Origin of the sequence: Bhargavaea cecembensis (assembly GCF_001619585.1) — a bacterium.
Classification (GTDB): Bacteria; Bacillota; Bacilli; order Bacillales_A; family Planococcaceae; genus Bhargavaea; species Bhargavaea cecembensis_A.
Window position 1 is genome coordinate 632,460 of record NZ_LQNT01000001.1, and the last position, 22,496, is coordinate 654,955.

24 protein-coding genes are annotated in these 22,496 nt (G+C 52.0%); 9 read left to right on the forward strand and 15 right to left on the reverse strand.

Annotated elements, in window-relative coordinates:
- Positions 1-121: 121 nt before the first annotated feature.
- Complete coding sequence (locus AV656_RS03170) at positions 122-1,333, forward strand: TraB/GumN family protein (protein ID WP_082818582.1); 1,212 nt, start codon at positions 122-124, stop codon at positions 1,331-1,333.
- A 136-nt stretch (positions 1,334-1,469) separates the two neighbouring features.
- Here the strand turns inward: AV656_RS03170 and recQ are convergent, their stop codons facing one another.
- From recQ to AV656_RS03185, 3 genes are all read right to left on the reverse strand, one after another.
- The gene (recQ, locus tag AV656_RS03175; RefSeq protein ID WP_063178717.1) at positions 1,470-3,248 is read right to left on the reverse strand and encodes a DNA helicase RecQ; all 1,779 of its coding nucleotides are present in this window, start codon (positions 3,246-3,248) and stop codon (positions 1,470-1,472) included.
- A gap of 14 nt (positions 3,249-3,262) precedes the next feature.
- Positions 3,263-3,781 carry a DNA topology modulation protein gene (locus tag AV656_RS03180; RefSeq protein WP_063178719.1) on the reverse strand — a complete coding sequence of 173 codons (519 nt, stop codon included), beginning with the start codon at positions 3,779-3,781 and terminating at the stop codon, positions 3,263-3,265.
- 299 nt (positions 3,782-4,080) lie between these two features.
- Positions 4,081-5,001 (reverse strand): NAD(P)H-dependent flavin oxidoreductase, encoded by a 921-nt coding sequence (locus AV656_RS03185; RefSeq protein ID WP_063178721.1) that lies wholly within the window; start codon positions 4,999-5,001, stop codon positions 4,081-4,083.
- A 224-nt stretch (positions 5,002-5,225) separates the two neighbouring features.
- On the opposite strand from AV656_RS03185, the gene AV656_RS03190 reads away from it, so the two are divergent.
- On the forward strand, positions 5,226-6,965 hold the full coding sequence (locus AV656_RS03190; protein ID WP_063178723.1) for an AAA family ATPase: 1,740 nt from the start codon (positions 5,226-5,228) through the stop codon (positions 6,963-6,965).
- Between the two features lie 89 nt (positions 6,966-7,054).
- Here the strand turns inward: AV656_RS03190 and AV656_RS03195 are convergent, their stop codons facing one another.
- Positions 7,055-7,831: an SDR family NAD(P)-dependent oxidoreductase gene (locus AV656_RS03195; RefSeq protein WP_063178725.1), complete on the reverse strand. Its 777-nt coding sequence runs from the start codon at positions 7,829-7,831 to the stop codon at positions 7,055-7,057.
- A 282-nt stretch (positions 7,832-8,113) separates the two neighbouring features.
- Here AV656_RS03195 and AV656_RS03200 point away from each other — a divergent pair, with 282 nt between their 5' ends.
- From AV656_RS03200 to AV656_RS03210, 3 genes are read left to right on the forward strand one after another with little or no spacing between them, the layout of a single operon-like run.
- On the forward strand, positions 8,114-8,839 hold the full coding sequence (locus tag AV656_RS03200) for an ABC transporter ATP-binding protein (RefSeq protein ID WP_063178727.1): 726 nt from the start codon (positions 8,114-8,116) through the stop codon (positions 8,837-8,839).
- Between the two features lies 1 nt (position 8,840).
- Positions 8,841-9,863 carry an ABC transporter permease gene (locus tag AV656_RS03205; RefSeq protein WP_063178729.1) on the forward strand — a complete coding sequence of 341 codons (1,023 nt, stop codon included), beginning with the start codon at positions 8,841-8,843 and terminating at the stop codon, positions 9,861-9,863.
- Between the two features lie 18 nt (positions 9,864-9,881).
- Positions 9,882-10,529, forward strand: coding sequence for a TetR/AcrR family transcriptional regulator (locus AV656_RS03210; RefSeq protein WP_063178732.1), 648 nt, complete (start codon positions 9,882-9,884; stop codon positions 10,527-10,529).
- Between the two features lie 59 nt (positions 10,530-10,588).
- Here the strand turns inward: AV656_RS03210 and AV656_RS03215 are convergent, their stop codons facing one another.
- Positions 10,589-11,323, reverse strand: coding sequence for a YqcI/YcgG family protein (locus AV656_RS03215; protein WP_063178734.1), 735 nt, complete (start codon positions 11,321-11,323; stop codon positions 10,589-10,591).
- 136 nt (positions 11,324-11,459) lie between these two features.
- Here AV656_RS03215 and AV656_RS03220 point away from each other — a divergent pair, with 136 nt between their 5' ends.
- A complete protein-coding gene (locus AV656_RS03220; protein ID WP_063178736.1) occupies positions 11,460-11,924 on the forward strand; it encodes a GyrI-like domain-containing protein in 465 nt (154 codons plus the stop codon).
- 110 nt (positions 11,925-12,034) lie between these two features.
- Here the strand turns inward: AV656_RS03220 and AV656_RS03225 are convergent, their stop codons facing one another.
- From AV656_RS03225 to AV656_RS03260, 8 genes are all read right to left on the reverse strand, one after another.
- Positions 12,035-13,129 (reverse strand): branched-chain amino acid aminotransferase, encoded by a 1,095-nt coding sequence (locus AV656_RS03225; protein WP_063178738.1) that lies wholly within the window; start codon positions 13,127-13,129, stop codon positions 12,035-12,037.
- Positions 13,130-13,480: 351 nt separating this feature from the next.
- Positions 13,481-13,816, reverse strand: coding sequence for a hypothetical protein (locus AV656_RS03230; RefSeq protein WP_063178740.1), 336 nt, complete (start codon positions 13,814-13,816; stop codon positions 13,481-13,483).
- A 152-nt stretch (positions 13,817-13,968) separates the two neighbouring features.
- Positions 13,969-14,418, reverse strand: coding sequence for a MaoC/PaaZ C-terminal domain-containing protein (locus tag AV656_RS03235; protein WP_063178742.1), 450 nt, complete (start codon positions 14,416-14,418; stop codon positions 13,969-13,971).
- 14 nt (positions 14,419-14,432) lie between these two features.
- Complete coding sequence (locus AV656_RS03240) at positions 14,433-16,004, reverse strand: class I adenylate-forming enzyme family protein (RefSeq protein ID WP_063178744.1); 1,572 nt, start codon at positions 16,002-16,004, stop codon at positions 14,433-14,435.
- 26 nt (positions 16,005-16,030) lie between these two features.
- A complete protein-coding gene (locus AV656_RS03245; protein ID WP_063178746.1) occupies positions 16,031-17,500 on the reverse strand; it encodes a sodium:solute symporter family transporter in 1,470 nt (489 codons plus the stop codon).
- Positions 17,497-17,910: a hypothetical protein gene (locus AV656_RS03250; protein WP_063178748.1), complete on the reverse strand. Its 414-nt coding sequence runs from the start codon at positions 17,908-17,910 to the stop codon at positions 17,497-17,499. The genes AV656_RS03245 and AV656_RS03250 overlap by 4 nt, the downstream gene beginning before the upstream one ends.
- A gap of 347 nt (positions 17,911-18,257) precedes the next feature.
- Complete coding sequence (locus AV656_RS03255; protein WP_063178945.1) at positions 18,258-19,043, reverse strand: SDR family oxidoreductase; 786 nt, start codon at positions 19,041-19,043, stop codon at positions 18,258-18,260.
- Positions 19,044-19,138: 95 nt separating this feature from the next.
- A complete protein-coding gene (locus AV656_RS03260; protein ID WP_063178750.1) occupies positions 19,139-19,378 on the reverse strand; it encodes an indolepyruvate ferredoxin oxidoreductase subunit alpha in 240 nt (79 codons plus the stop codon).
- Between the two features lie 153 nt (positions 19,379-19,531).
- On the opposite strand from AV656_RS03260, the gene AV656_RS03265 reads away from it, so the two are divergent.
- The 3 genes from AV656_RS03265 (at position 19,532) to AV656_RS03275 (ending at position 21,338) form a co-directional block, all read left to right on the forward strand.
- Positions 19,532-19,858 (forward strand): four-helix bundle copper-binding protein, encoded by a 327-nt coding sequence (locus AV656_RS03265; protein ID WP_063178752.1) that lies wholly within the window; start codon positions 19,532-19,534, stop codon positions 19,856-19,858.
- Positions 19,859-19,991: 133 nt separating this feature from the next.
- On the forward strand, positions 19,992-20,618 hold the full coding sequence (locus tag AV656_RS03270; RefSeq protein ID WP_063178754.1) for a YdhK family protein: 627 nt from the start codon (positions 19,992-19,994) through the stop codon (positions 20,616-20,618).
- A gap of 147 nt (positions 20,619-20,765) precedes the next feature.
- The gene (locus AV656_RS03275; RefSeq protein WP_063178762.1) at positions 20,766-21,338 is read left to right on the forward strand and encodes a DUF488 family protein; all 573 of its coding nucleotides are present in this window, start codon (positions 20,766-20,768) and stop codon (positions 21,336-21,338) included.
- Positions 21,339-21,355: 17 nt separating this feature from the next.
- Here the strand turns inward: AV656_RS03275 and AV656_RS03280 are convergent, their stop codons facing one another.
- Together AV656_RS03280 and AV656_RS03285 are read right to left on the reverse strand one after the other, a co-directional pair.
- Positions 21,356-21,967 carry an FMN-binding negative transcriptional regulator gene (locus tag AV656_RS03280; RefSeq protein WP_063178764.1) on the reverse strand — a complete coding sequence of 204 codons (612 nt, stop codon included), beginning with the start codon at positions 21,965-21,967 and terminating at the stop codon, positions 21,356-21,358.
- Positions 21,930-22,484: a GNAT family N-acetyltransferase gene (locus AV656_RS03285; protein WP_063178766.1), complete on the reverse strand. Its 555-nt coding sequence runs from the start codon at positions 22,482-22,484 to the stop codon at positions 21,930-21,932. Before AV656_RS03285 ends, AV656_RS03280 begins: the two co-directional genes overlap by 38 nt.
- Positions 22,485-22,496: the final 12 nt, after the last annotated feature.

A 22,496-nucleotide genomic window follows, 5' to 3' on the forward strand; every position in this document is an offset into this window, starting at 1 on the left:
TTCGAGATAAGTATACGCTCTTTCTTTGTTCTCTTCAATTCTTTTGCCCAGAATATTGAACTTTAACCGTTCTTCAGTCATCATTAACGGTATGACTACTACAGAAACGAAGGAACATCATATGGAAGATAATCAAAACATCCTGCCCGAGGCTGCATCTGCCATCGAGGAAGAAAATGTCACCCGAATCCAACTGGATAATAAAGAAATCATTCTGATCGGCACCGCCCATGTTTCGAAACTGAGCGCACAGCAGGTAAAGGACGTCATCGACCGCGAGCAGCCCGATACAGTCGCAGTCGAGCTGGACAAACAGCGTTTTGACGCCATCACGAACGGAAATCGTTGGGAAGACATGGATATCTTCAAGGTCATCAAAGAAAAGAAAGCCTCCCTTCTTCTGATGAACCTTGCCATCTCTTCCTTCCAGAACAGGATGGCCAAACAATTCGATGTCAAGCCGGGAGCAGAGATGATCCAGGGCATTGAATCGGCAAAAGAGACAGGAGCAAAACTTGTCCTCGCCGACCGGAATATCCAGACCACGTTCTCACGCATCTGGGGCAACCTTGGACCCGGCGGGAAGGCTCAGCTGCTCACCTCTGTGGTAGCCAGCATCTTCAGCCGGGAAGACATCACAGAAGAAGAAATGGAAAAGATGAAATCCCAGGATACGCTGAACGCTGTGCTGGCTGAGTTTACGGAAGCATTCCCGCGGCTGAAAACTCCGCTCATTGACGAGCGTGACCAGTATCTGGCCGAAAAGATCCGCACTGCTCCGGGCAAAAAGATTGTCGCAGTTCTCGGGGCAGCCCATGTTCCCGGTATAACAAAGGAAATACACCGGAAGCATGACCTGAAGAAACTGACTGAAAGACCGCCGAAACCGGTTTGGCCCAAAGTCGTCGGTTGGACGATTCCCCTCCTGATCATCGGGATTATCGCCTACACATTCATGCAGAACAGCGATGTCGCCACGAGCCAGATGCTCAGTTGGCTGCTGTGGAACGGTTCACTGGCAGCCCTCGGAACGATCCTTGCAAAGGGCCACCCGCTTGCCGTTCTTACCGCCTTTATCGCGGCTCCGTTCACCTCGCTGAATCCGCTGCTGGCCGTCGGCTGGTTTTCGGGACTCGTACAGGCCTACTTCACCCGCCCGAGCGTCAAGGACTTCCAGAGACTCACGGATGATGTCCTCAGTGTGAAAGGCTTCTGGCAGAACAAAGCGACACGTGTGCTGCTTGTCGTCGTCCTCGGCAACATAGGCAGCTCCCTAGGCACCTTCATTGGAGGCGCTGATGTTATCCGATCGTTTTTCCAGCATATCTTTTAAACAAAGAAAACCCGTACAGTTTTTTCTTCTGTACGGGTTTTCTTTATGCAAATAGGTTTACATAAAAATTATATGCTCTCCATGAGAAAGAAAGCGCCACCGGATTATTATTTACCCAGTGACGCTGAACAACGGTTTATTGAACTTCCGTACTCTGAAACTCCCGGATTGCTTCCAAAAATGGACCCCCGTACTTAGCCAGCTTGTTTTCTCCGACACCATGAACTTCAAGAAAACTTTCCTCGTCCATTGGCTTCCGCGCGCACATATCCTTCAGCGACTTGTCCGAGAAGATGACATACGGCGGAACCCCCGCTTCATCGGCAAGTGACTTCCGCAAATCACGCAGTTTTTCGAAAAGCGGATCGGCATCGGCGATCGCGACAGTCACGACTGCCTGCTTGCGGGTGACACGCTCGCCGCCCGTCAGTACTTCTTTGCCCTTTTCTGTAACGAAGATTGTCGGAAACTCTCCCTGGCTCACTCCGATCAAATCACGGGAGATCATGAAGTCGATCAGGTTGGTCGCTTCCTTCATGCTGTAGTCGCCCTTCAGGATGCCATAAGTAGACAATTCCTCGAATCCGCGTTCCTTCACCATCTTGTCGGCGGAGCCGCAGAGAACTTTGGCGGTGATTGCCTTGCCCCAGCGCTGTCCCATCCGAATGATGCAGGAAAGCACTTTCTGGGCGTCTTCCGTTACATCAATGCTTTCCCTGTCGTCGGTACAGTTGCCGCAGCGTCCGCAGGCGACTGTATCCGAGTCGCCGAAGTGACGGACGATGTACTGCTGGAGGCAGTCCTCGGTGTGGCAGTAGTCCACCATCGCCTGAAGCTTTTCAAGTTCGCGCGGGATGCCGTTCCGGTCGTCCGTCTGGTCAATCAGAAAGCGTTGCGTCTGGACGTCCTGCGGGGAATACAGCAGAATACACTCACTCGGCAGTCCGTCACGGCCGGCACGGCCGGCTTCCTGATAATAGCTTTCCATATTTTTCGGGACCTGGTAGTGGATGCAGTAGCGGATATTCGACTTGTCGATGCCCATGCCGAATGCATTCGTCGCGACCATGATCCGCGCTTCATCGTTCAGGAACGCTTCCTGTGCATCCCCGCGCTCTTCCTCGGACAGCCCGGCGTGATAGCGGGCTACAGGGAGTCCTGCTTTTTTCATGTTTTCATACAGCGAATCGACTGTCTTCCGTGTAGCGGCATAGATGATTCCCGCTTCTTCCCGGTTTTTCTTCAGAAAATCCTTTACGAATTTACCGCGGTCCTGTCCGCGGACGACGGAGAAGGAAAGGTTCTCCCGTTCAAAACCTGTCAGGACCGTATTGCCCTCCGGGATTTGGAGCTGCCGGCATATGTCCGCCCGCACCTCGGGAGTTGCCGTGGCGGTCAGTGCGAGAATCACCGGGCGCTCGGGAAGCGCCTCAACGACACTTCCGATCAGCCGGTAGCTCGGACGGAAGTCATGGCCCCACTGGGAGATACAGTGGGCCTCGTCCACCGCCAACATCGGAATATCCATCCGGACCAGATCCTGGAGAAAGTAGTTTGACTCAAATCGTTCCGGTGCAACATAAAGAAGTTTATAGGCACCGGCCCTTGCCCGCTCCATCGTATACCGGAATTCATCCGGCGACAATGTACTGTTGATGTAGGCCGCAGGGATGCCGATCTCGTTCAGGGCATCGACCTGATCCTTCATAAGAGAGATGAGCGGGGAGATCACAAGCGTCGTACCCTCCCTGACGAGCGCAGGAATCTGGTAGCACACCGACTTCCCTCCGCCGGTCGGCATCACACATAGGGTGTCCTCGGCGGTCAGCACCTGTCCGATCACCCGCTCCTGCCCCGGCCGGAAAGACGGATAGCCAAAATACGTTCTCAGTTGTTCTTGCGCCTGCTCGAGCATGGTTGACACTCCAATCATGAAGGACGCCGCCCGATTCCTTTCAGGAATCTGCGGACGTCCTTTCTGCTTTTCAATATTATGACTCGTTTGTCAGGGCCGAGGCTCTCCAGTTTCCTGAGCACTCCCGGCCGTTTGTTTTTCCGATAATTCCAGACCCATTTGACGAATTCAAAATCAAGGCGTTCCGGGCAGTTTTTCTGCATGTCCGGCCTCGTTTTTCCGTGATACCGGATTCGTCGTTTAAGAATTCCATACAAACACACACGTCTCGGCATATCCATGAAAATGACCGTATCGGCCGCCTGCAGTCGGAGATCCATCGTGGCTCCGTAGTTGCCGTCGACAATCCAGCGTTTCCCGTCAAAGAGACCCCTCTGGATTTCTTTTTGTTCATCCCGTGTCGTGAGCGTCCATCCGGGCTTCCACAGAAGCGCATCCAGATGATGGACTTCGCTGCCCAGCCGTTCCCCCAGTTGGCGGGCGAGCGTCGACTTCCCTGCCCCGCCTGATCCGATCAGCATGATGCGGTCCATGACGATCCCCCGATCCTTCAATGTGACTCTCATTATAACGCATCAGCCGGCAGGTTCCCATTCTCCTATTTGGATGTGAGTGATTTGTAGCGAAGAAATTGGATTCGCGTCGGCAATGGCTGAATTCGCGTCCGCATGCTCGGATTTCGCGACGGCAAATCGGCAATTCGCGTCGGCAACTCGTAAGTTCGCGATTGCGACCAGCATTTTCGCGACGGCAACACACCGTTTCGCGACGGCAGCCAACATTCCTTACTTAGCACAAAAAAGCACCGGCATCAGCCGGTGCCTCACCTATTTTAATGAACAATTCCGCTCCGGTCTTCCGATAGCCGGGAGATGGTTGCCTCGTATTCCTCGGAAAGCTTCTCCACAATTTGGGCGACAGTTTCGCGCCCGGTGACGTTGGTGACGCCCTGTCCGGCTGACCAGGCATCCCGCCAGGCCTTGATTTCATCTTCACCGGAGAAATCCAGTTTGCCCGTTGTCCCTTTCAGGTTCTCAGGATCCAGCCCCTGCCTGACAAGCGACGGAGTCAGGAAATTCGCAGGCACTCCGCTGATGGCATCGGTGTAGATGATGTCCTCCACCGTCGAGTCGATGACCATCTGCTTGTAGTCCTCGAACGCACCGCTTTCTTCAGCGGCAAGAAAACGGGTGCCGAGATAGGCGTAATCCGCACCCATCGCACGGGCTGCCGCTACGTCCGCACCGCTGGACATTGCGCCGGAGAGGATGATCGCCCCTTCGTAAAATGTCTTTACCGCCGAAATGAAGGCAAACGGATTTAAGAGGCCCCCATGTCCCCCGGCGCCAGCGCAGACGAGAATCAGTCCGTCGACGCCTGTCTGTGCCGCTTTTTTCGCGTGTTTGACGTTTGCGACATCCGAATAAACCTTGCCCCCATATGCATGGACGACTTCCACGACCTCCCCGGGATGGCCGAGAGAGGTGATGACGATCGGCGGCTCGTATTTCCTGATCAGTTCCAGGTCTTCATTGTAACGCTGATTCGCTTTTTTATGGCAGATGAAGTTGACCCCCCAGGGCATGTCGCCCAGTCCGTCTTTCACCTGCTGCAGCCACTCCGCGCACGCCGACACTGGCCGTGCGTTCAGAAGCGGAAACGTCCCGATGACGCCCGCCTTCCCCGATTCGATGACCATCTCCGGATTGGACACCAGAAACATCGGTGCCACGATGACCGGCAGCTTCAACATATCCCCCACCCCTTTACAATCGTTTGAAAATAAAGACTCTTCCATTCTTATTCTCAACCCCGACTCAGAGCCTGTCAAGAAGAAATGAATGAATGTTCATTCTTCTTTATTTACCAATCTTTAACTACCGACAATAAATTGTAAGATATAACTCAACATATTTTCCTACAAAGTTTAACGAAATTCCGCTATAATGGGCTTATTCTGACTTAGGAGTTGACGTCTTGAAGCCGATTTCCAAACTGTCTTCAAAGTTGTTTCTTGTCGTATTTCTTCTCGTCGCGGCAGTCGGTGGCGCAGGGTGGTTCTGGTATGACAGCACCCGGCCTGCAGAGGTTCCGTTTGCCAAGATCCAGGAACTGATCCAGTCTGCCTCCGGCCCGACGATGACGCTCACCGAATCGGCTTCCGGAACGCTGACCCTCAAGACACCGGACGGAACTTACCAAACCAACGTGCCGCCCAACAGCCAGAGCGTTGAACAGCTCGTCGTGAACCATGCGGTCAACTATGAGTACTCGAAACAGAGCACCGGCGACCGGCTCCTCCTTGCCGGAATCTTCGGTGCAATCGCAGTGACGTTCTTTATCCTCTACCGGAAGGGCAAGCTGGGCACAGCTTCTTCTATGAAGCAAAGCACGGCCAAAGCCGCTCCGCTTCCGGATGTCACCCTTGACGACATCGGTGGCATCCCGGATGAGATGAAAGACGAAATCGGCCAGGCGCTTGCCGTCCTGAAGGACCCGAAGGCCGCGGAGGAAGTCGGCCTGACGCCTCCCCGGGGTATCCTGCTCTACGGACCTCCGGGCACAGGTAAGACACTTCTGGCACAGGCCATTGCCCGTGAAATTGGCGCAACGTTCTTCTCGTCAAGCGGTGCGGCATTCACCGAGATGTTCGTCGGCGTCGGTGCATCCCGCGTACGGACACTTTTCCAAAATGCCCGCAAGCAGCGGCCGGCTGTCATCTTTATCGATGAAGTCGACGCGCTTGCAGGAAAGCGGAAGCAGCACGGCGGCGAGGAATCTGAAAAGACTCTTACAGAACTTCTCGTTCAGCTGGACGGCGGAAACGATAACGATGGGATCCTCTTCATTGCCGCAACGAACCGGAAAGACATGCTGGATGACGCTTTCGTCCGTCCGGGACGGATCGATTTCGAGTTCCAGGTACCTCTTCCGGATACCCATGGACGCCGTGAGATCATCGATATCCATACAAAAGGCAAAGTGTTCGCACCGGAAGTCGCCGCGTCTTTTGATGCTCTTGCAGAAAGCACATCCGGCTTTTCCGGCGCCGAGCTGAGCTCACTGTTTGAAATGGCCAGCCGCCGGGCACTCCGTGACGGCCGGACCGAGATCGCCAAGTCGGACCTTGACTTCGCAATCGACCGCACTATCCTCGGCAGCACTGCCCGCTCACTGAACGACCCGGACACCAAACGCCGCGTAGCGATCCATGAGGCGGGTCACGCGCTTGTCCAGGCACTGACGAATCCGGGTTCAGTACGGAAGGCGACCATCATCCCGCGCGGCATGGCGCTCGGCTATGTCGCCCCGCTCCAGAAGGAACTGCACCTGTCTACAGTGAGCGAACAACTTGACCGCGTCGCCATGATTCTTGCAGGCGGTGTTGCCGAGCGGATCCACCTTGGTGAACACAGCCTGGGTGTCGGCGGGGACGTGCAGCAGGCCAAACATCTGCTTGAGGAAATGGTCGACACCGGACTTCTGCAGGACGGGTTCAGGCTTACCTTCAACAACAATGAAAAAGAAGTTCGCATGCAGGAACTGTTCAACGAAGCTCTTGAAATGGCAGAACTGCTCATTAAGAGCCATCCGTCCGAATACGCCCGCCTCGTAGATGTACTCTTGACAAAGGAAACAATCGACGGCGATGAGATTCAGGAAATCGTCGGATACAAGAAAGTCGTCCGCGACGATCTGGTTGCTTTCGAATCATAAGTGAACAGCGAATGCCTCCCGGTGCCGGGAGGCGTTTCTTTTTGGAATCAATAAACCGCCTCCCCAAAAAGGAAGGCGGTTTCCGGATATCAGCGGGACGTGTAGCCGGCATCCGCGTGAATGGTCGTACCTGTTACGTAAGATGATGCATCAGACGCGAGCCAGAGTGTTGCCTGCGCAATTTCCCTCGGCTGGCCGAAGCGGTTCAGCAGGCTTAGCTGCGGTGCGTACTCTTCTTCATTGAGGTTAAATTGCTCAAGTGCCCCGCGCAGCATCGGCGTGTCGATTGCACCCGGTGCTACCGAGTTGATGCGGATATTGTGCGGTCCGTTTTCAACAGCTGCTACTTTAGTCAATCCGACTACGCCGTGCTTGGCTGCGACATAAGCCATGGTGTTCGGCTGCGGGCGGAACCCGCTGACTGAGGAAATGTTGATAATGGATCCGCCGTTGCCCTGCTTGAGCATCTGCTGAAGCTCGTGCTTCATGCAAATTGCGACTCCTTTCAGGTCGACGGACATCAGCCTGTCCCAATATGCCTCATCAAACTCTGCAACGGGCTTATCATCAGGCGTGAGCGCGGCGTTGTTGACGGCGACATCCAGTTTCCCATATGTGTCCACGGCGAACTGGACCATCTTTTGGACCTGATCCGAGTTGGAGACATCCACTTTGACAAATTCCGCCTCGCCTCCATCCTGTTTGATGGATTCAGCGACGGCCTGTCCCTTTTCTTCGTTGAAATCGGCGATGACCACTTTGGCCTTTGCTTCTGCGAACAGCCTTGCTGTCGCTTCACCCATTCCCATCGCCGCGCCGGTGATGATTGCTACCTTGCCTTCCAGAACCGGAAATGTCTGTTCCATGTGATTGCCTCCTCTAAGATGTCTTCCATGATTCATTATACCCAAGCAACAAATTTGATAGCGAAATATGCCTAAACATGCTTCCCTGGCATAAATGAACAGCAGACGCCTCCCGATGCCGGGAGGCGTTTTTTCGCTGCCCCAGTGATTTGCAAGGCTTGTCTCTTCATCCGCAGAAAACCGGGTTCGACATAAAAAAATGAGTAAGTACTCACTTTACATATTTCTTATAGTTGTCTATCATAAAATGAGTAAGTACTCACTTTTACAGGAGGGGTTACTTTGAGCAGTAACAGCGTCTGTGTCTTCGTCGAAAATCTTGCTAAATCGTATAAGCAGCATGCGGTGCTTTGCGATATCGATCTTTCTCTGAACCGCGGCGAAGTGTTCGGCCTTCTCGGTCCGTCGGGCTCAGGCAAAACGACATTGGTCCGGCATATTACCGGACTCGAGACACCGGATGCCGGAGAAGTCATCATTTCCGGCAAGAAAGTGCCGGACCTTTCCCTGCTTTCCGAAATCGGCTATATGGCCCAATCTGATGCGCTCTATGAAGATCTTACCGCCAAGGAAAACCTCGAATTCTTTGCCTCACTATACGGATTGGGCAAAAAACAGCAGACGGCTCGGATCCAGGAAGTCATGAAAATCGTCCGTCTTTCGGGAGACCTCAATAAACCTGTCAAAAACTTCTCAGGCGGAATGAAACGCAGGCTGTCTTTGGCCATCGCCCTTCTTCATGAACCCCGCCTGCTTATTCTGGATGAGCCAACGGTGGGTATCGACCCGGTGCTACGCAAAAGTATATGGGAGGTCTTCAGTCAACTTCAGGAAAGTGGTGTCACGATACTTGTTACCACCCATGTTATGGACGAAGCGGCCAAATGCGACCGGCTTGGACTGATTCAAAATGGCGGCCTGATCGCCGTCGGCACACCTGATGATCTTAAATCCCGAACAAAAACCCATTCGATCGAGGATGTTTTCCTCACTTTTGGAGGTGCATAAGATGCGGATCATGGCATTGACCCGGCGCATCCTTCGGCAAATTGTCCGGGACAAAAGGACGATGGGGCTTCTGATCATGGCCCCTATTCTTGTAATGACTCTCCTATACCTCGTTTTTGAAGGAGAGGACTACGTTCCGAATATCGGCTTTGCCGGTCTCCCTGTGCCCTTAACGGAACAAATCGACCGGGAAGGAGCGCAAATCCGTGAGTATGAGGCCGTTTCCGATGCACGAAAGGATCTTGAAGAGGGGTCCCTTGATGCCTATCTCACCATCGACGGAAGCCTTCCGCAACTCGTCCTCGAGGGAAGCGACCCAACTGTAAACGGCGAAGTGATGACTTGGCTCCGGGGAGCATTTCCGGAATCGGGACAGTCAGGCCCGAAAACAGAGGTCCATTATCTTCACGGCTCTTCCGACATGGGGGTCTTTGACTATTTCGGACCGGTTCTGCTCGGTTTTTTCGTCTTCTTCTTCGTATTTCTCATCGCTGGCGTATCGTTCCTGCGTGAGCGGACAACCGGGACACTGGATCGTCTGCTCGTGAGTCCGCTCCGCAAGTGGGAAATTGTCACAGGGTACATGTTGGGGTTTGGCCTATTCACGATCATCCAAGCCTCGCTCATTGCGGTCTACACCATTTACGTTCTCGGAATGGTGATGGAAGGCAACTTCCTCCTGGTTCTGCTCGTTATTGTCCTGCTTTCGTTTACCGCCCTGTCACTCGGAATCCTGCTCTCGACGTTTGCCAACAATGAACTTCAGATGATCCAATTCATTCCACTCGTCATCGTGCCGCAGATTTTCTTTTCCGGCCTGTTTAATCTGGATACCATAGCGGATTGGCTTTCCTGGATCGGAAGGCTGACACCGCTTTACTATGCGGCGGACGCACTTCGCGCTATTATGGTGAGAGGCGAAGGAGTCGGAGCGATCGGATGGAATCTTGTCCTATTAGCCTGTTTTTCCCTGCTCTTCGTCAGCCTGAACATCCTTCTACTTCGAAAATACCGCAAGATCTGAAAAGCAGGTGAACATATAATGAAACTCAACGACCCGGAAATTGACAATCTGTTCGGCGCAGACGGAAGTCTGACGGAACGTCAGAAAAAAATATTGCAATCAGCCATCGAATGCTTCGCTGATCAGGGGTATGCCGGAACGTCCACCAAAGAGATCGCAACCCGCGCCGGTGTTGCGGAGGGAACCATTTTCCGCCATTACCGGACAAAGAAAGATCTGCTCATGACCATCGTCAAACCAGTTATGATTAGGTTCATGGCCCCATTCATCATTAATGATCTGAATAAGGTGCTGGACCGTGACTTCGATCAATTCGAAGACTTCCTGAGGGCAATGATCGAGAACCGGAAGGATTTCATACGAAACAACTTGAAACTGATTCGTATCCTACTCCAAGAAATTCCCTTTCATCCCGAACTGAAAGATCAATTTGTAGAACATGTGGGAAAAAACATCTTTGAACGGATGATTCAAATCATCTCCCACTATCAGAATAAAGGCCAGATTATCGACATGGAGCCCAAAACCGTTCTTCGGCTGACACTCTCGTCAATCGGAAGTTATTTCCTTGCCCGGTATACCATTTTTCCCGAAGCGGATTGGGAAGATGAAAAAGAGATTGAAGAAACCATCCGCTTCCTGATTCGTGGACTTTCACCTAACTAAATCATGATCGTCTTTCCCAGTTTAAAATGACAAAACGCCGGCGCACTGCCGGCGTTTTGTCATTTCATATCCTTATGTCTGAACGGACACTTGCCCTCAATCGGCACAGCGTCATCACCGATGAAGAACTGCTTCCATTCATTGTGCGTCGGGTCGCCGAAATGGCTGATGTCCGGGTGTTTCGGGAGGTTATCCCATTTCTCTACGCGCTCCCGAACTTTCTCGCGCGAATTGATGCCGCCAGGTTCTGTCCCCTCGAGCCCTTTGAAGATCTTGCGCGGCTGGAAACCGAGTACCATCGCATTGCCGAGGTCGCGGGTTTTGCGCTGCTTATAGGCCGGCGCATTACCGAAAACGAAAATCGGCTCTCCTCCGAATCGGAAATCCCAGAGGTAATGGTCCGGGTCTTTCGGGGCATCCTCGGGCCACTCAACCGGATCCTGTTCGTGCAGGTATTGGAGGATATCCCAGAATTCTTTCCTGTAGTCTTCCAGAGAACCCTCTTCTTCAAACGGTTCAACGAACACAAAGAAACCATACCGCTTATGCTTCGGATTCTTGAAAAGCTCCAGGAATTCCGTCAGCGCCTGTGGCAGATTGGACCAATCATCGCGTTCAATGTAGGCATAGCGGAGCTCCCCGCCGAGCTCCGCGGCCATTCCGAAATAACAGGGGAATGTTTTGTTTGTCACGGTCTGACGAAAGGTTTCGTATTCCTTTATAAGCCATCCGGGCAGGTCATCCCGGTTACTGAAATCTTCTTTTACAAGCATCTTATTATCTAAGGTTTTCATCGTGACCCCTCCGTCTGATCTCTAATACCATTATGCCCTTTTTCAGGACGACAAAAACGATTTTCATTGAGAATTTGATAGGAATTGATTCAGCTATGCAGAACTTATAATAGGCAATCGACTAAGGAGGCGGCAAATGACAGACAGGACAGTGAATAGACAGTTTCGTTTCGTGGGTTTAAAAGGAAAAGGAGCTTTTGCGGAGTTCGGAACTATTGTGCCGGATGTCGCACGGGAAGTCCTGGTGCGATCGGCTGAGCTAGGATCTTCAACCGGACATGAAATTGCGGTATTCCAACCGAAGCTATCAGATGACCATATCCAAGGGGAATTTATTGCCGGTCTGATGGTGGACAAGCCCGTTCACAATGTCCCCGCCGGAATGGTGTATATGGAAATTGAAGGCGAGTTTGCAACGGCAAGCGGCAACATCGAAGATTTGAACAATCTTCATGCCGATTTATTTGATTGGACAGCCGGCAACGGATACCAGATCGACAGGAATGAATTGATCATTGAGGTCTATATTCCAAAAGATTTTGGTGAAGACGTCGAAATTTACTTGCCGCTCCTGACCAGAGAAACATTTCCGAATAGGTAAGCCGCCGACAGCAACCGTTCATTCTATGAAGGTGAAGCCAGCCTCAGACGTCTGTATTCCCCATCAAACATAAGAAAAGCTCCCGCTTAACGGGAGCTTTTTGATGATATTCAGTTGCGTACAGCCGCTTCTTCCCGGATTTCCGTCACCCAGTTGAACGGATCCTCTTTCACTCCGCTCTGCAGGCCGGTCAATTCTTCATATAGCTTGGTTGACAGTTCGCCGGCCTGACCGCCGTTGATCGTGAAAGCCTCGCCTTTCCAGCTAAACTCGCCAATCGGAGAAATGACAGCCGCCGTTCCGGTTCCGAATGCTTCCTCAAGACGGCCTTCCTGCTGGGCAGTCTTGACTTCCTCCATGGAGATGCGGCGCTCGGTCACCGGGACACCCCAAGCTTTCAGCATTTCGATGATCGACTTGCGGGTGATCCCGCCGAGGATGCTGCCGTTGAGTTCCGGAGTGATGACCTCGCCGTCGATCTTGAAGAAGACGTTCATGCTGCCGACTTCCTCGACATACTTTTTCTCCACGCCATCGAGCCAGAGCACCTGGGAGTAGCCCATCTTCTCCGCAACGGCCTGCGCTTTCAGCGAGGCTGCGTAGTTGCCTGCGGTTTTCGCGGCACCTGTACCGCCCGCCACTGCCCGGACGTATTCGTTCTCGACAAGGATCTTGACGGGAGCGATCCCTTCCTTGTAATACATCCCGACCGGAGACAGGATGATGATGAACTTATACGTGAGCGAAGGTGCGACACCGAGATGAGGCTCGGTCGCAATCATATAAGGCCGGATATAAAGGGATGTGCCTTCAGCTTCCGGCACCCAGTCCTGCTCGACCTTGATGAGTGTTTTCAATGCTTCGAGTGCGTCTTCTTCATCAACCTGAGGCATGCAGAGACGATCGCATGACTCATTCATCCGCCGGAAGTTCTCTTCCGGACGGAAAAGGCGGATCGCTCCGTCTTTTGCACGGTATGCCTTCAGGCCCTCGAACACGGTCTGTCCATAATGGAAGATGATCGCGGACGGATCAAGCGTAATTGGCTCGTATGGGACAATGCGGTGGTCGTGCCAGCCAATCCCTTCCGTATAGTCCGCAATGAACATATGGTCTGTGAAGTTGCGCCCGAAAGCGATGCCGTCTGTCGATGGTTTCGTTTTACGCTCCTGGCTTTCATTGATGCTGATCTGCATGTTCCCCATCAAACATCTTCCTCCTTGATATTCAAGGTACGCGATATATCGTATACTCATGAAAAAGAAATAATGACCTTATTATACATATTTTCAGACAGATTTAAATACTTTTACACAAATTATTTATTTCACATTTAAATAGAAACGCTGAACGGGCCAAATCAGCATCGTTTTTTCTGCAACGCCTGCACAATGCGCTCCTTTGCACATCTGCATTCAGCAGAAGTGAAATTTGTTGCAACTAATTTTCGCACATTAAGATGACAGTTCCCACAAACTTCCCACAGGAGCGTCATCCTGTTTAGCTATGGAAACGGCATAACAAAACCGGCAGCACCGGCTGCCGGTCAATCTGCACTATGCAACTGCAACTTTATCGGCCATCTCTTCACTGGGCAAGACAAGTTTCGGGTAGCGTTCATATACCGGCTCCAGCTTGGCCACAATCTCTTCAATCTCAGCCGGATCGCTGAACGGATAATGGAAGTAGTACGATCCCCGCTCGGTTTCGAGCAGGACTTCGAAAACCTGCATGACCTGTTTCCTGACCGAGTCCTCATCACCCATCAGCACTTCTTCTGCTTCGAACCCGTTTTCGGTCGACTGGCTCACGAACAGGTTCCCCGGATGCGCTTCCGCATCGAATCCCATCGCCGCCTCAATAAATTCATCGATGGTTTTCAAGGTTTCCAACCACATCCCCTCCCGTTTCATACAATATTCCCATTAAACCAAACAACAAACCGAGAAAACCGGAATTTAACCAACATGTTAGATTTGAGAGATCTTGCTATTCGGGCAACACACAAAGAAAGGACCATCTTTACAGAAGGTCCTTGAGACATTTATACTTCCGCGCCGACAGGCACGCGGTTGACCAGCATCCTGAGTGTACCCGCAATCACCGTGTCACCGTTCTGGTTGATGATTTCCGTCTTACAGGCGATGACTCCTGTACCGTTATTCCGTTCCTGCTTGTCGGAGGCTTTCATCCTGACCTTGATCGTGTCGCCGATGAATGTCGGGCGGACAAAGCGGATTTTATCCATACCGTAGAATGCAGCAATGATGCCGGGTGTGAGATTCATCAGGCCGGTCGCAACGGACAAAACGAGCATGCCGTGGGCGATTGGCTTGCCGAACGGAGTATTTTTTGCATATTCCCGGTCCATATGGAGCGGATAGAAATCACCGCTCACCCCTGCGAAATTCACAATATCCGTTTCGGTAATCGTGCGTCCCTTGGAGTCCCATTCTTCACCGACATTGATTTCCTCATAATATTTATCAAACATGCCTTTCTCCCCCTTCAGGAATTCACTTGCGGTTCTCTCAAGTGCTTGTATTCGTCCCGCAGACGAAACTTCTGGACCTTTCCGGATGCGGTCCTCGGCAGCTCATCCAAGAAAACAAATGATCGCGGTTTTTTATACCGTGCCAGTTTTCCTTCGATGAACTCCAGGAGTTCCTTTTCCGTAACAGACCGTCCGGGCTTGGTCACAATGACCGCACAGACCGTCTCAATATATTTCGGATCCGGGATGCCGATGACGGCGACATCCTGGACGGCATCGTGCCGGATCAGCACATCCTCCACTTCCACCGGATAAATGTTTTCTCCGCCGCTCCGGATCATATCCTTTTTGCGCCCGGATATCTTCAGGAACCCTTCCGAATCCAGAACCCCAAGGTCCCCTGTATGGCACCAGCCATCCACGAATGTCTTGGAGGTCGCCTCCGGCTTGTTCCAGTATTCCGAGACGACTGCCGGTCCCTTTGTGCAGATTTCGCCGATCTCTCCTGCCGGGAGCCGCTCCCCGCGGTCATCGACCACTTTCACTTCAGTGAACGGCATCGGCTTGCCGGCCGTGTAGCCTTTTGTTTTCGCATCTGCCGGATCAAGCGATACAGCTATCGGCGTTCCTTCCGTCAGGCCGTATACCTGTACAAGCCCGATGTGCGGGAAGAGCTCGTACAGGCGGTCAATTGCCCAGGAAATGATGGGATCGCCTCCGGAATAAATCGTATTCAGAGACTCCAATTTATACGATTCGATATCGTTCAGCTTCAGCATTTCATAGATCATGAACGGGAACAGAAAAATGTCTGACACCTGCTTTTCCCCGATCACCTCGAGCGTCCGCCTGATATCGAAGTTGCCGCTCCTGGATATGACGACTGTCCCTCCGGATAGCAGAACAGCAAGCGCCACATCTTCCATCGCCCCCACATGATAAAGAGGCCCTGTCGTCATGCCCACGGTGCGGCCGTTGAAGTTCCATTTCAGCGACTGCATTGCGGCAAACCAGATCGTGTTCCGGTGCGTCCAGAGCGCGCCTTTCGGCCGGCCGGTCGTGCCGGATGTATACATCAGCATGACCGGGTCCGTTTCCTCAATCATCGGCCGGCGGACCAGTTCCTTGTCCCCTTTCTCGAGGGCACCCCAGCCTTCTGCCCAGTGCGGCGTTTCCCCGCTGTCTTTGTCATAACAAATGAAGGATTCTACAGGTGTACGGTCAGTAATCGGCTCAAGCCGATCTGACAGTGACGCGTCAAAACAAAGCACTTTCGAACCTGAGTCATTCAGGATGTACCTCAGTTCCTCCGTCTCCAGCCTAAAATTGATCCTGACCGCAATCCCGCCGATTTTGGCAATCGCAAAGTAAACGGCAAAATACTCAAGTGAATTGAACATCAGAATGCCGACGCGATCTCCCTTTTGGACGCCCTTGTCCAGAAGCGCATTGGCATACCGGTTGGCTTTCTCATTGAGTTCCCCATACGTCCAGAATTCTCCTGTTTCCATTGCCAATGCTGCCTGATCCGACCTGAGCGTCTGCAGACGGGGTTCCACCCGGTCCAGCAAATATCCGACATCCATGTGCGACCCCTCCTGTCAGTTGATCGTCAGCCTTCCATCGCCTTGAGAGGAGGCTGTTCCATTTCCGCTGTTTCCTGAGGCTGTGTCATCAGAGAGACGACCACAAAGCCGAGAATCGAAATGACGAGCGAGATGGCTCCGACTACTACCCCTTCAGGGAGAAGGATGATTCCGTACTTTTTGAGGATTTCAAATGTAAAGTTCAGGAATACTCCAAGAATGATGCTGGTGATTGCCCCCTGCTTTGTGGCCCGATTCCACACTAGCCCGAGAACAACTGCCGGGAATACGGCAGCTGCGAATGTACCCCACCCAAATACCCCCAGCAGCGCAACGAGTGTATCCATATAGAATGAGAATAAGGTAGAAACGACGAGCAAACCGAAAACGACGATCCGATTCCAGAGCAGTTCATTCTTGACTTCCTTTCCGAATGCACGCGGGATATCCCGTACGAGACTGGCCGCACCGAGCGTAACAAAACCTGACCCTGTCGACATGATCGCAGCCAGGAGGCCGGCAAGGACCAATCCCCCGATGACGGATGGTGTGAACGCCGTCACAAACACGACGAGCGAATCATCGGCAGATGCGACTTCAGGGAACCTGCCCTGGATCTGAAGCGAGCGGGCAGTCAGTCCGATGCTGACAACAAGAAGCACAGTGATCGCATATGCCAGTCCTGCAGTGAAAGCACCCCAGCGGAGTTCCTTTGCGCTTTTAATCATCAGGAATTTATTGATGAAGTGAGGCTGCCCCGCAGCTCCGAGGCTGAACAGCAGGAACCAGCATGCAATGGTGATCAGCGAGAAGTTTCCGAATGGCGATGCGAGCAGCGGATCAGATGATTGCAGCGTTTCCGTGATGTTCTGCATGCCGCCGCCAAGGTTCAATGCAAAGAAGAAAATGATAATTGATACGACAATCATGATGACGCCCTGGAACAGGTCCGTATAAACTGAGGCAATGATTCCGCCCCCGACCGAGTAAAAGGCCAAAATCCCGAGACCGATCAGCGCCCCCACGGCCGGGGACACGCCGAAGATCGAGTGCATGATAACGCCCATTGCCTGTACCTGAGTGCCGAGATAGCCGATGACGCCAAGCGTGATGGCAAATCCGAGCCATCCGCGCACTGAGCGGCTCTTATAACGCTTCTCCACCACGTCTCCAAGAGTAAAGACGTCCCCGTGCTCACCCATCATCCAGATCCGCTTGCCGACCAGGAACCAGGTCAGGGCAAATCCGAGCGGGGCCGCAATCAGGACTCCGGCAGCAAATCCCATCCCTCCGGTAAAGGTCTGTCCGGCTCCTCCGAGAAGACCAAAGCCGCTCTGAATGGACGTGAACGCCGCAATGGCCATGACAAACATGCCGAGGCTTCTGCCGGCAACAAGGAAGTCACTGGCTGACTTTGTTCTTCTTGTCGCCCATACACCAATCAAAATACAGATGATCAGATAGATCGCAACAATGCTGATAATCGTGACGTTCATTCAGCAGCCTCCCCCGTTCTAAACTCCTTTTCCATCTCTTCCGTATCGCCTGGGTCAAAGATGAGTGCATAAATCAGAGAGGCAATTACGGCCAGTGGCAGGATGCCGAGCAGATAAATCGCGAGGCTTGGTGTCATCCCAAGAATGTAGGAACTTCCTCCGGCAGGATCATTCCGGGTAATCACATCAAGGATGATAAACAACGTCAGGTAACTGCCTGCAATCACAATAGGGACCCAAAGCATTCCCGGCTTTTTCTTGACTGCGTTCCACATTCCGAGAGTAATGGCGATTCCAATGACAATGAGATACGGATACAGAATGAGCCGCCAGGATTCCAGGAACATGCCGACCAGAGACAGTACAATGAGACCGGAAAACAGATACATGATTCGGTCCGAAACGTACAAGCAAACAACCTCCCTTTATTTTGAAATCGACGGAAAACCGCCGTTGAACCCAACGGTAAGCGCTTACAATAGTCTGAATGTATAAAATATATTGAACAGGCAACCGGTTGTCAATCTCAATTAAATAATAATATCTTGTTGGCTCTCCTGTCTTTTCATCAAGAAGGTTTATAAGAATAGGTTTATTTGCACGTTCCATTCAGTCTTACAAGCAATTAATCTCTGGAATAGCTTTTTAAGGATACTACTTATTAAGCTCAAAATCATATTATTAATTGTTTGAATTCCGTAGTACACAAACACAAAAAGGAGGACCCCGAACATCGGGATCCTCCTGCTCTTCCTATTTAATACTTATAGGACTGTCCGCCGTCAATCGGGATGACCGCTGCGTTAATGAAGTCGGCCTGATGAGAGAGAAGGAATGCGACCAGATAGCCCACTTCCTCAGGCTTGCCGAATCGCTTCATCGGATTTGGCTGGACGAATTCCTTTCCGATTTCCTCCCAGTTATCGCCGCCCATCTGGCGCAGGGAGCCTTCGACCATCGGGGTCATAATGGCGCCAGGTGCGATGGCTTTGATGCTGACACCGTACTGTCCATATTCAATCGCAGAGTTGCGTGTCAGCCCGACAACGCCGTGCTTGCTGGCCGCATAGCCAGACTGATTGCCGACTCCCCGGATGCCGCCGACGGATGCCGTATTGACAATGGATCCGGAGCCCTGTTTTTTCATGACGGCCAGTACATACTTCATTCCATAGAAAACGCCATTCAGGTTTATGCTGAGGACTTTCTGGAATTCATCACTTCCAAATTCTTCCGTAAGGTTTTGTTTACCCTCGATGCCCGCGTTGTTGAAGAATCCGTCAATCCGGCCAAAATGTGAAGCCGTGTCATCGACATACTTCTTGACCTGCTCCTCTTCTGCCACGTTGGCTGTCAGCAAAAGCACTTCTGCTTCAGGAGCAGCCTCCATAATCGCCTGTTTGGTTTCTTCAAGCCCCTGTTCATTCAAATCGACCAGCGACAGTTTGGCGCCTTCCTTTGCAACCTGCAGTGCGGCCGACCTGCCCAGGCCGGATCCCGCGCCTGTCATTAACACCACTTTTCCTTCAAATCGGTTCGTCATCATCTCATCCCTTCCTCAGTGCTACCTATTAGCATTCCCCGGATGGAATGAAGAAAAACGGACAAAAAGAAAACCGGAGCCTTTTCGGCTCCGGTTTAAGCTTCCATAAAGAACTGTTTCGCCTTTTCAATGAACGGCTGGTCTTCCGGAAGCAGATCGTCTTCATAAAAGATTGCATCCACCGGGCACACCGCTGTGCAAGCTCCGCAGTCGATGCAGAGATCCGGGTCGATAAAGAACTGATCTTCTCCCTCAATAATGCAATCTACCGGACATACGTCCACACATTCACCGGCTTTTTCGCCGATGCACGGTGCCGTAATCACGTGTGTCATCTTCATCACTCCTTACCTATTCAAGGTACCATATTTCCCGCTATTTCGCTCCAAAAAACACGAACTTGTCGAAATTTCTCTTGTTTCATCACCGGACAATCGGGAAGAACATGAATGTACAATCAAACAGGATCAAACTGGAGGGATGGCAACGTGGCTCACGCACAACATCAAGAGCTGTTGAGGACGCTGCACGAGTGCATGGAAGCCTGCAACCACTGCTTTGATGCATGCCTGAAGGAAGAAAATGTGAAGATGATGGCGGAGTGTATCCGGCTAGACCGTGAATGCGCAGACATCTGCGGATTCCTGGAAGCCGCAATCAGCCGGAATTCACCGTTCGTCAGACAGCTCGCCCAAGTTTGCGCGGAAGTTTGCGAAGCCTGCGGCGAAGAGTGCAGGAAGCACGACCATGAACACTGCCAGAAGTGTGCGGAAGCATGCATGAAGTGTGCGGAAGCATGCCGCAATGCTGCATAAGCCAAGGACGAAATGACATGTTGAGGAGCGACTGCAGGCGGGGAACCCGGTTCCCTGCCTGTTCCTCATTTTACATACCATCCTTGGTAAGCGGGCAAGTTATAACTACTATCGATACGGGAGGAAATCGGACATGGCCTTTAGGAAAACAGTAATCCCTTTAAGTACACTGATCTTGTTCTTATCTGCCTGCGGAGCAAATGACGGACAGGATCACGCACAGCCGGCCGAAGATCCGACCGGTCAGGAACAGCAATACGACCGCGATGAATCCAACGATCCGTATGAGATGCATGACTCAGACGATCGTTCGGACATGCATGATATGCATGGCGGTTCCGGAGAGGTCCCGGAAGGACTCGCAGAGGCTCAGGACCCGAATTTCCCCGTCGGTTCTGAAGTCATGATGCACGCAGATCATATGCCCGGCATGGACGGCGTGAAAGCGACTGTTACCGGTGCATATGCCACAACCGTGTACTCGGTCACATACACGCCTACGGATGGCGGTAAGCCGGTCGAGGATCACAAATGGGTGATCCACGAAGAACTGCAGGATCCGGGAGAAAAACCCCTTGACGAAGGTACAGCCGTCACCCTGAACGCAGACCACATGCCTGGCATGGATGGAGCCGAAGCCATCATTGAGTCTGCACAGCAGACGACGGTCTATATGGTTGATTTCGTATCGGGTGAAAGCGGCGAAGAAGTGGAGAATCACAAGTGGGTCACAGAAGATGAACTGACTAAAGCAGAATAAGCGATCATCAGAAGAAAGCAAAGGAGATGCCTTTGCTTTTTTTCTGCGATTCAGGGTACTGTACACTCGAACCATAAAACCAACAAGATTGCAGATACCGGTTTGAGGGAACGGGATCTATAACAGCCGTACAAAGAAGGTGAACATATGGAACTGTACACGATCGGTCACTCTACACATGATGAAAAGGAGTTCCTTAAGCTGCTTCATGATGCAGGCGTTGAACTTCTTGTCGATGTGCGTGCTTTCCCCGGCAGCCGGAAGTTCCCATGGTTCCATACGGATCGCATGAAGGAGTGGCTTCCGGATAACGGGGTCGAGTACTTACATGTCCCCGAACTTGGAGGACGGCGACGGAAGTCCAAAATTGTCAGCGACGGGGTGAATGAAGGCTGGAATAACCGCTCCTTCCACAACTACGCAGACTATACGCAGGATGATGAATTCAAAGAAGGAATACAAAAGCTCCAAGATGCAGCAGCTGGAAAGCGGTCGGCAGTTTGCTGTTCGGAGCACCACCCCGCCCGCTGTCACCGTATGCTCATCAGCAATTACATCGCCCTTCACGGAGGTGAGGTATTTCATATACTCGACGGCAATGAAGGAGAGACCATCGTCGAGCCTCATCAGCCAGGCCGCTGGGGGGCTGAGCCGGTCAGGCGGGAGGACGGGGAAGTCATCTACCCGGAGATCAACGAACAGGAAGCCGATGCGGACTGACGCATCGGCTTCCTGTTTTACTCTTCTCTCTTTGTCTCCATCAGTGTCGCCATCCGGTTTGCATCAGCACTGCCTTCGCCCCGCAAACCGTCAATGATGTTTTTGTAATCGGTGCTGTTTCGGTTCTGGCTCAGCTTGTAAGCGGCCTGAATTTCATCCACTCTAATCTTAAAGCCGACAACGGCATTTATTTGCTTTTTCGTATCCTCAGAGAGGTTTTCCCACAAAACGGGATTCTCCCGGTGCTGCTCATATTTCTTCATCAGCAAGGACAGTTCTTCCTCGAGCTCGTTTTCATCCATCAGCTGTGCTTCCCCATATAGATGGACTGCCTGATAGTTCCATGTCGAGACATTTTCATGGGTATACCAGGACGACGAGACATACGCATGCGGGCCCTGGATTATGACAAGCACCTCCTGCTTCTCGAGGGTTCTCCACTGAGGATTCGCCTTGGCGAAATGACCCGTGACCCCCCAATCTTCACCGACCCGGCGGAACTGGAAAGGCATGTGGGTCGCAACCGGCCTCCCATTATGTACGGTCACAATGGACCCGAATGAGTGCTCCTCTACAAATCCTCTGATTTCTTCAAAGTCCGTAACCTTGAACAGCTTCGGTATGAACAAAATCGATTTTCCTTTCCATGATGTAGTCAGTCTGCTCGTCATCCCCCATGAAGAACGAGTGTGCGCCTGTACGAATAAAACCCAGCTTCCCATAGAATGCGATGGCATTCTCATTTTTCTCCCAGACGCCCAGCCAGACTTTTGCTTTTCCTTCTTCTCTCGCGAGGTCCAACGCGTGGTCAAACAGAATTTTCCCCAGCCCCTGCTTCTGGAACCTGCTGCTGATGTAGATCCGTTCCACTTCGAACGAATGGTCGCCCATCTTCTCTGACTGTGCATTTTCTGTATTGACCTTCAGGTAGCCGGCGGTTTCCCCCTCCTTTTCTATGAAGAAAAACCGGGATCCCGGGTGGCTCATTTCTTCCTCTAGCCGCTCCGGATCAAATGCTTGTTCCAGGTAGGCATTCAGGTTTTCAGGTGAGTTCTGCGTCTTGAACGTCTCCCTGAAAGTTTCAATGCTGATGTTCCGGAGCGCTTGCAGATCGTCCAATCCACACAGCCTGATTTCAACAGTCATGACGGTCCCTCC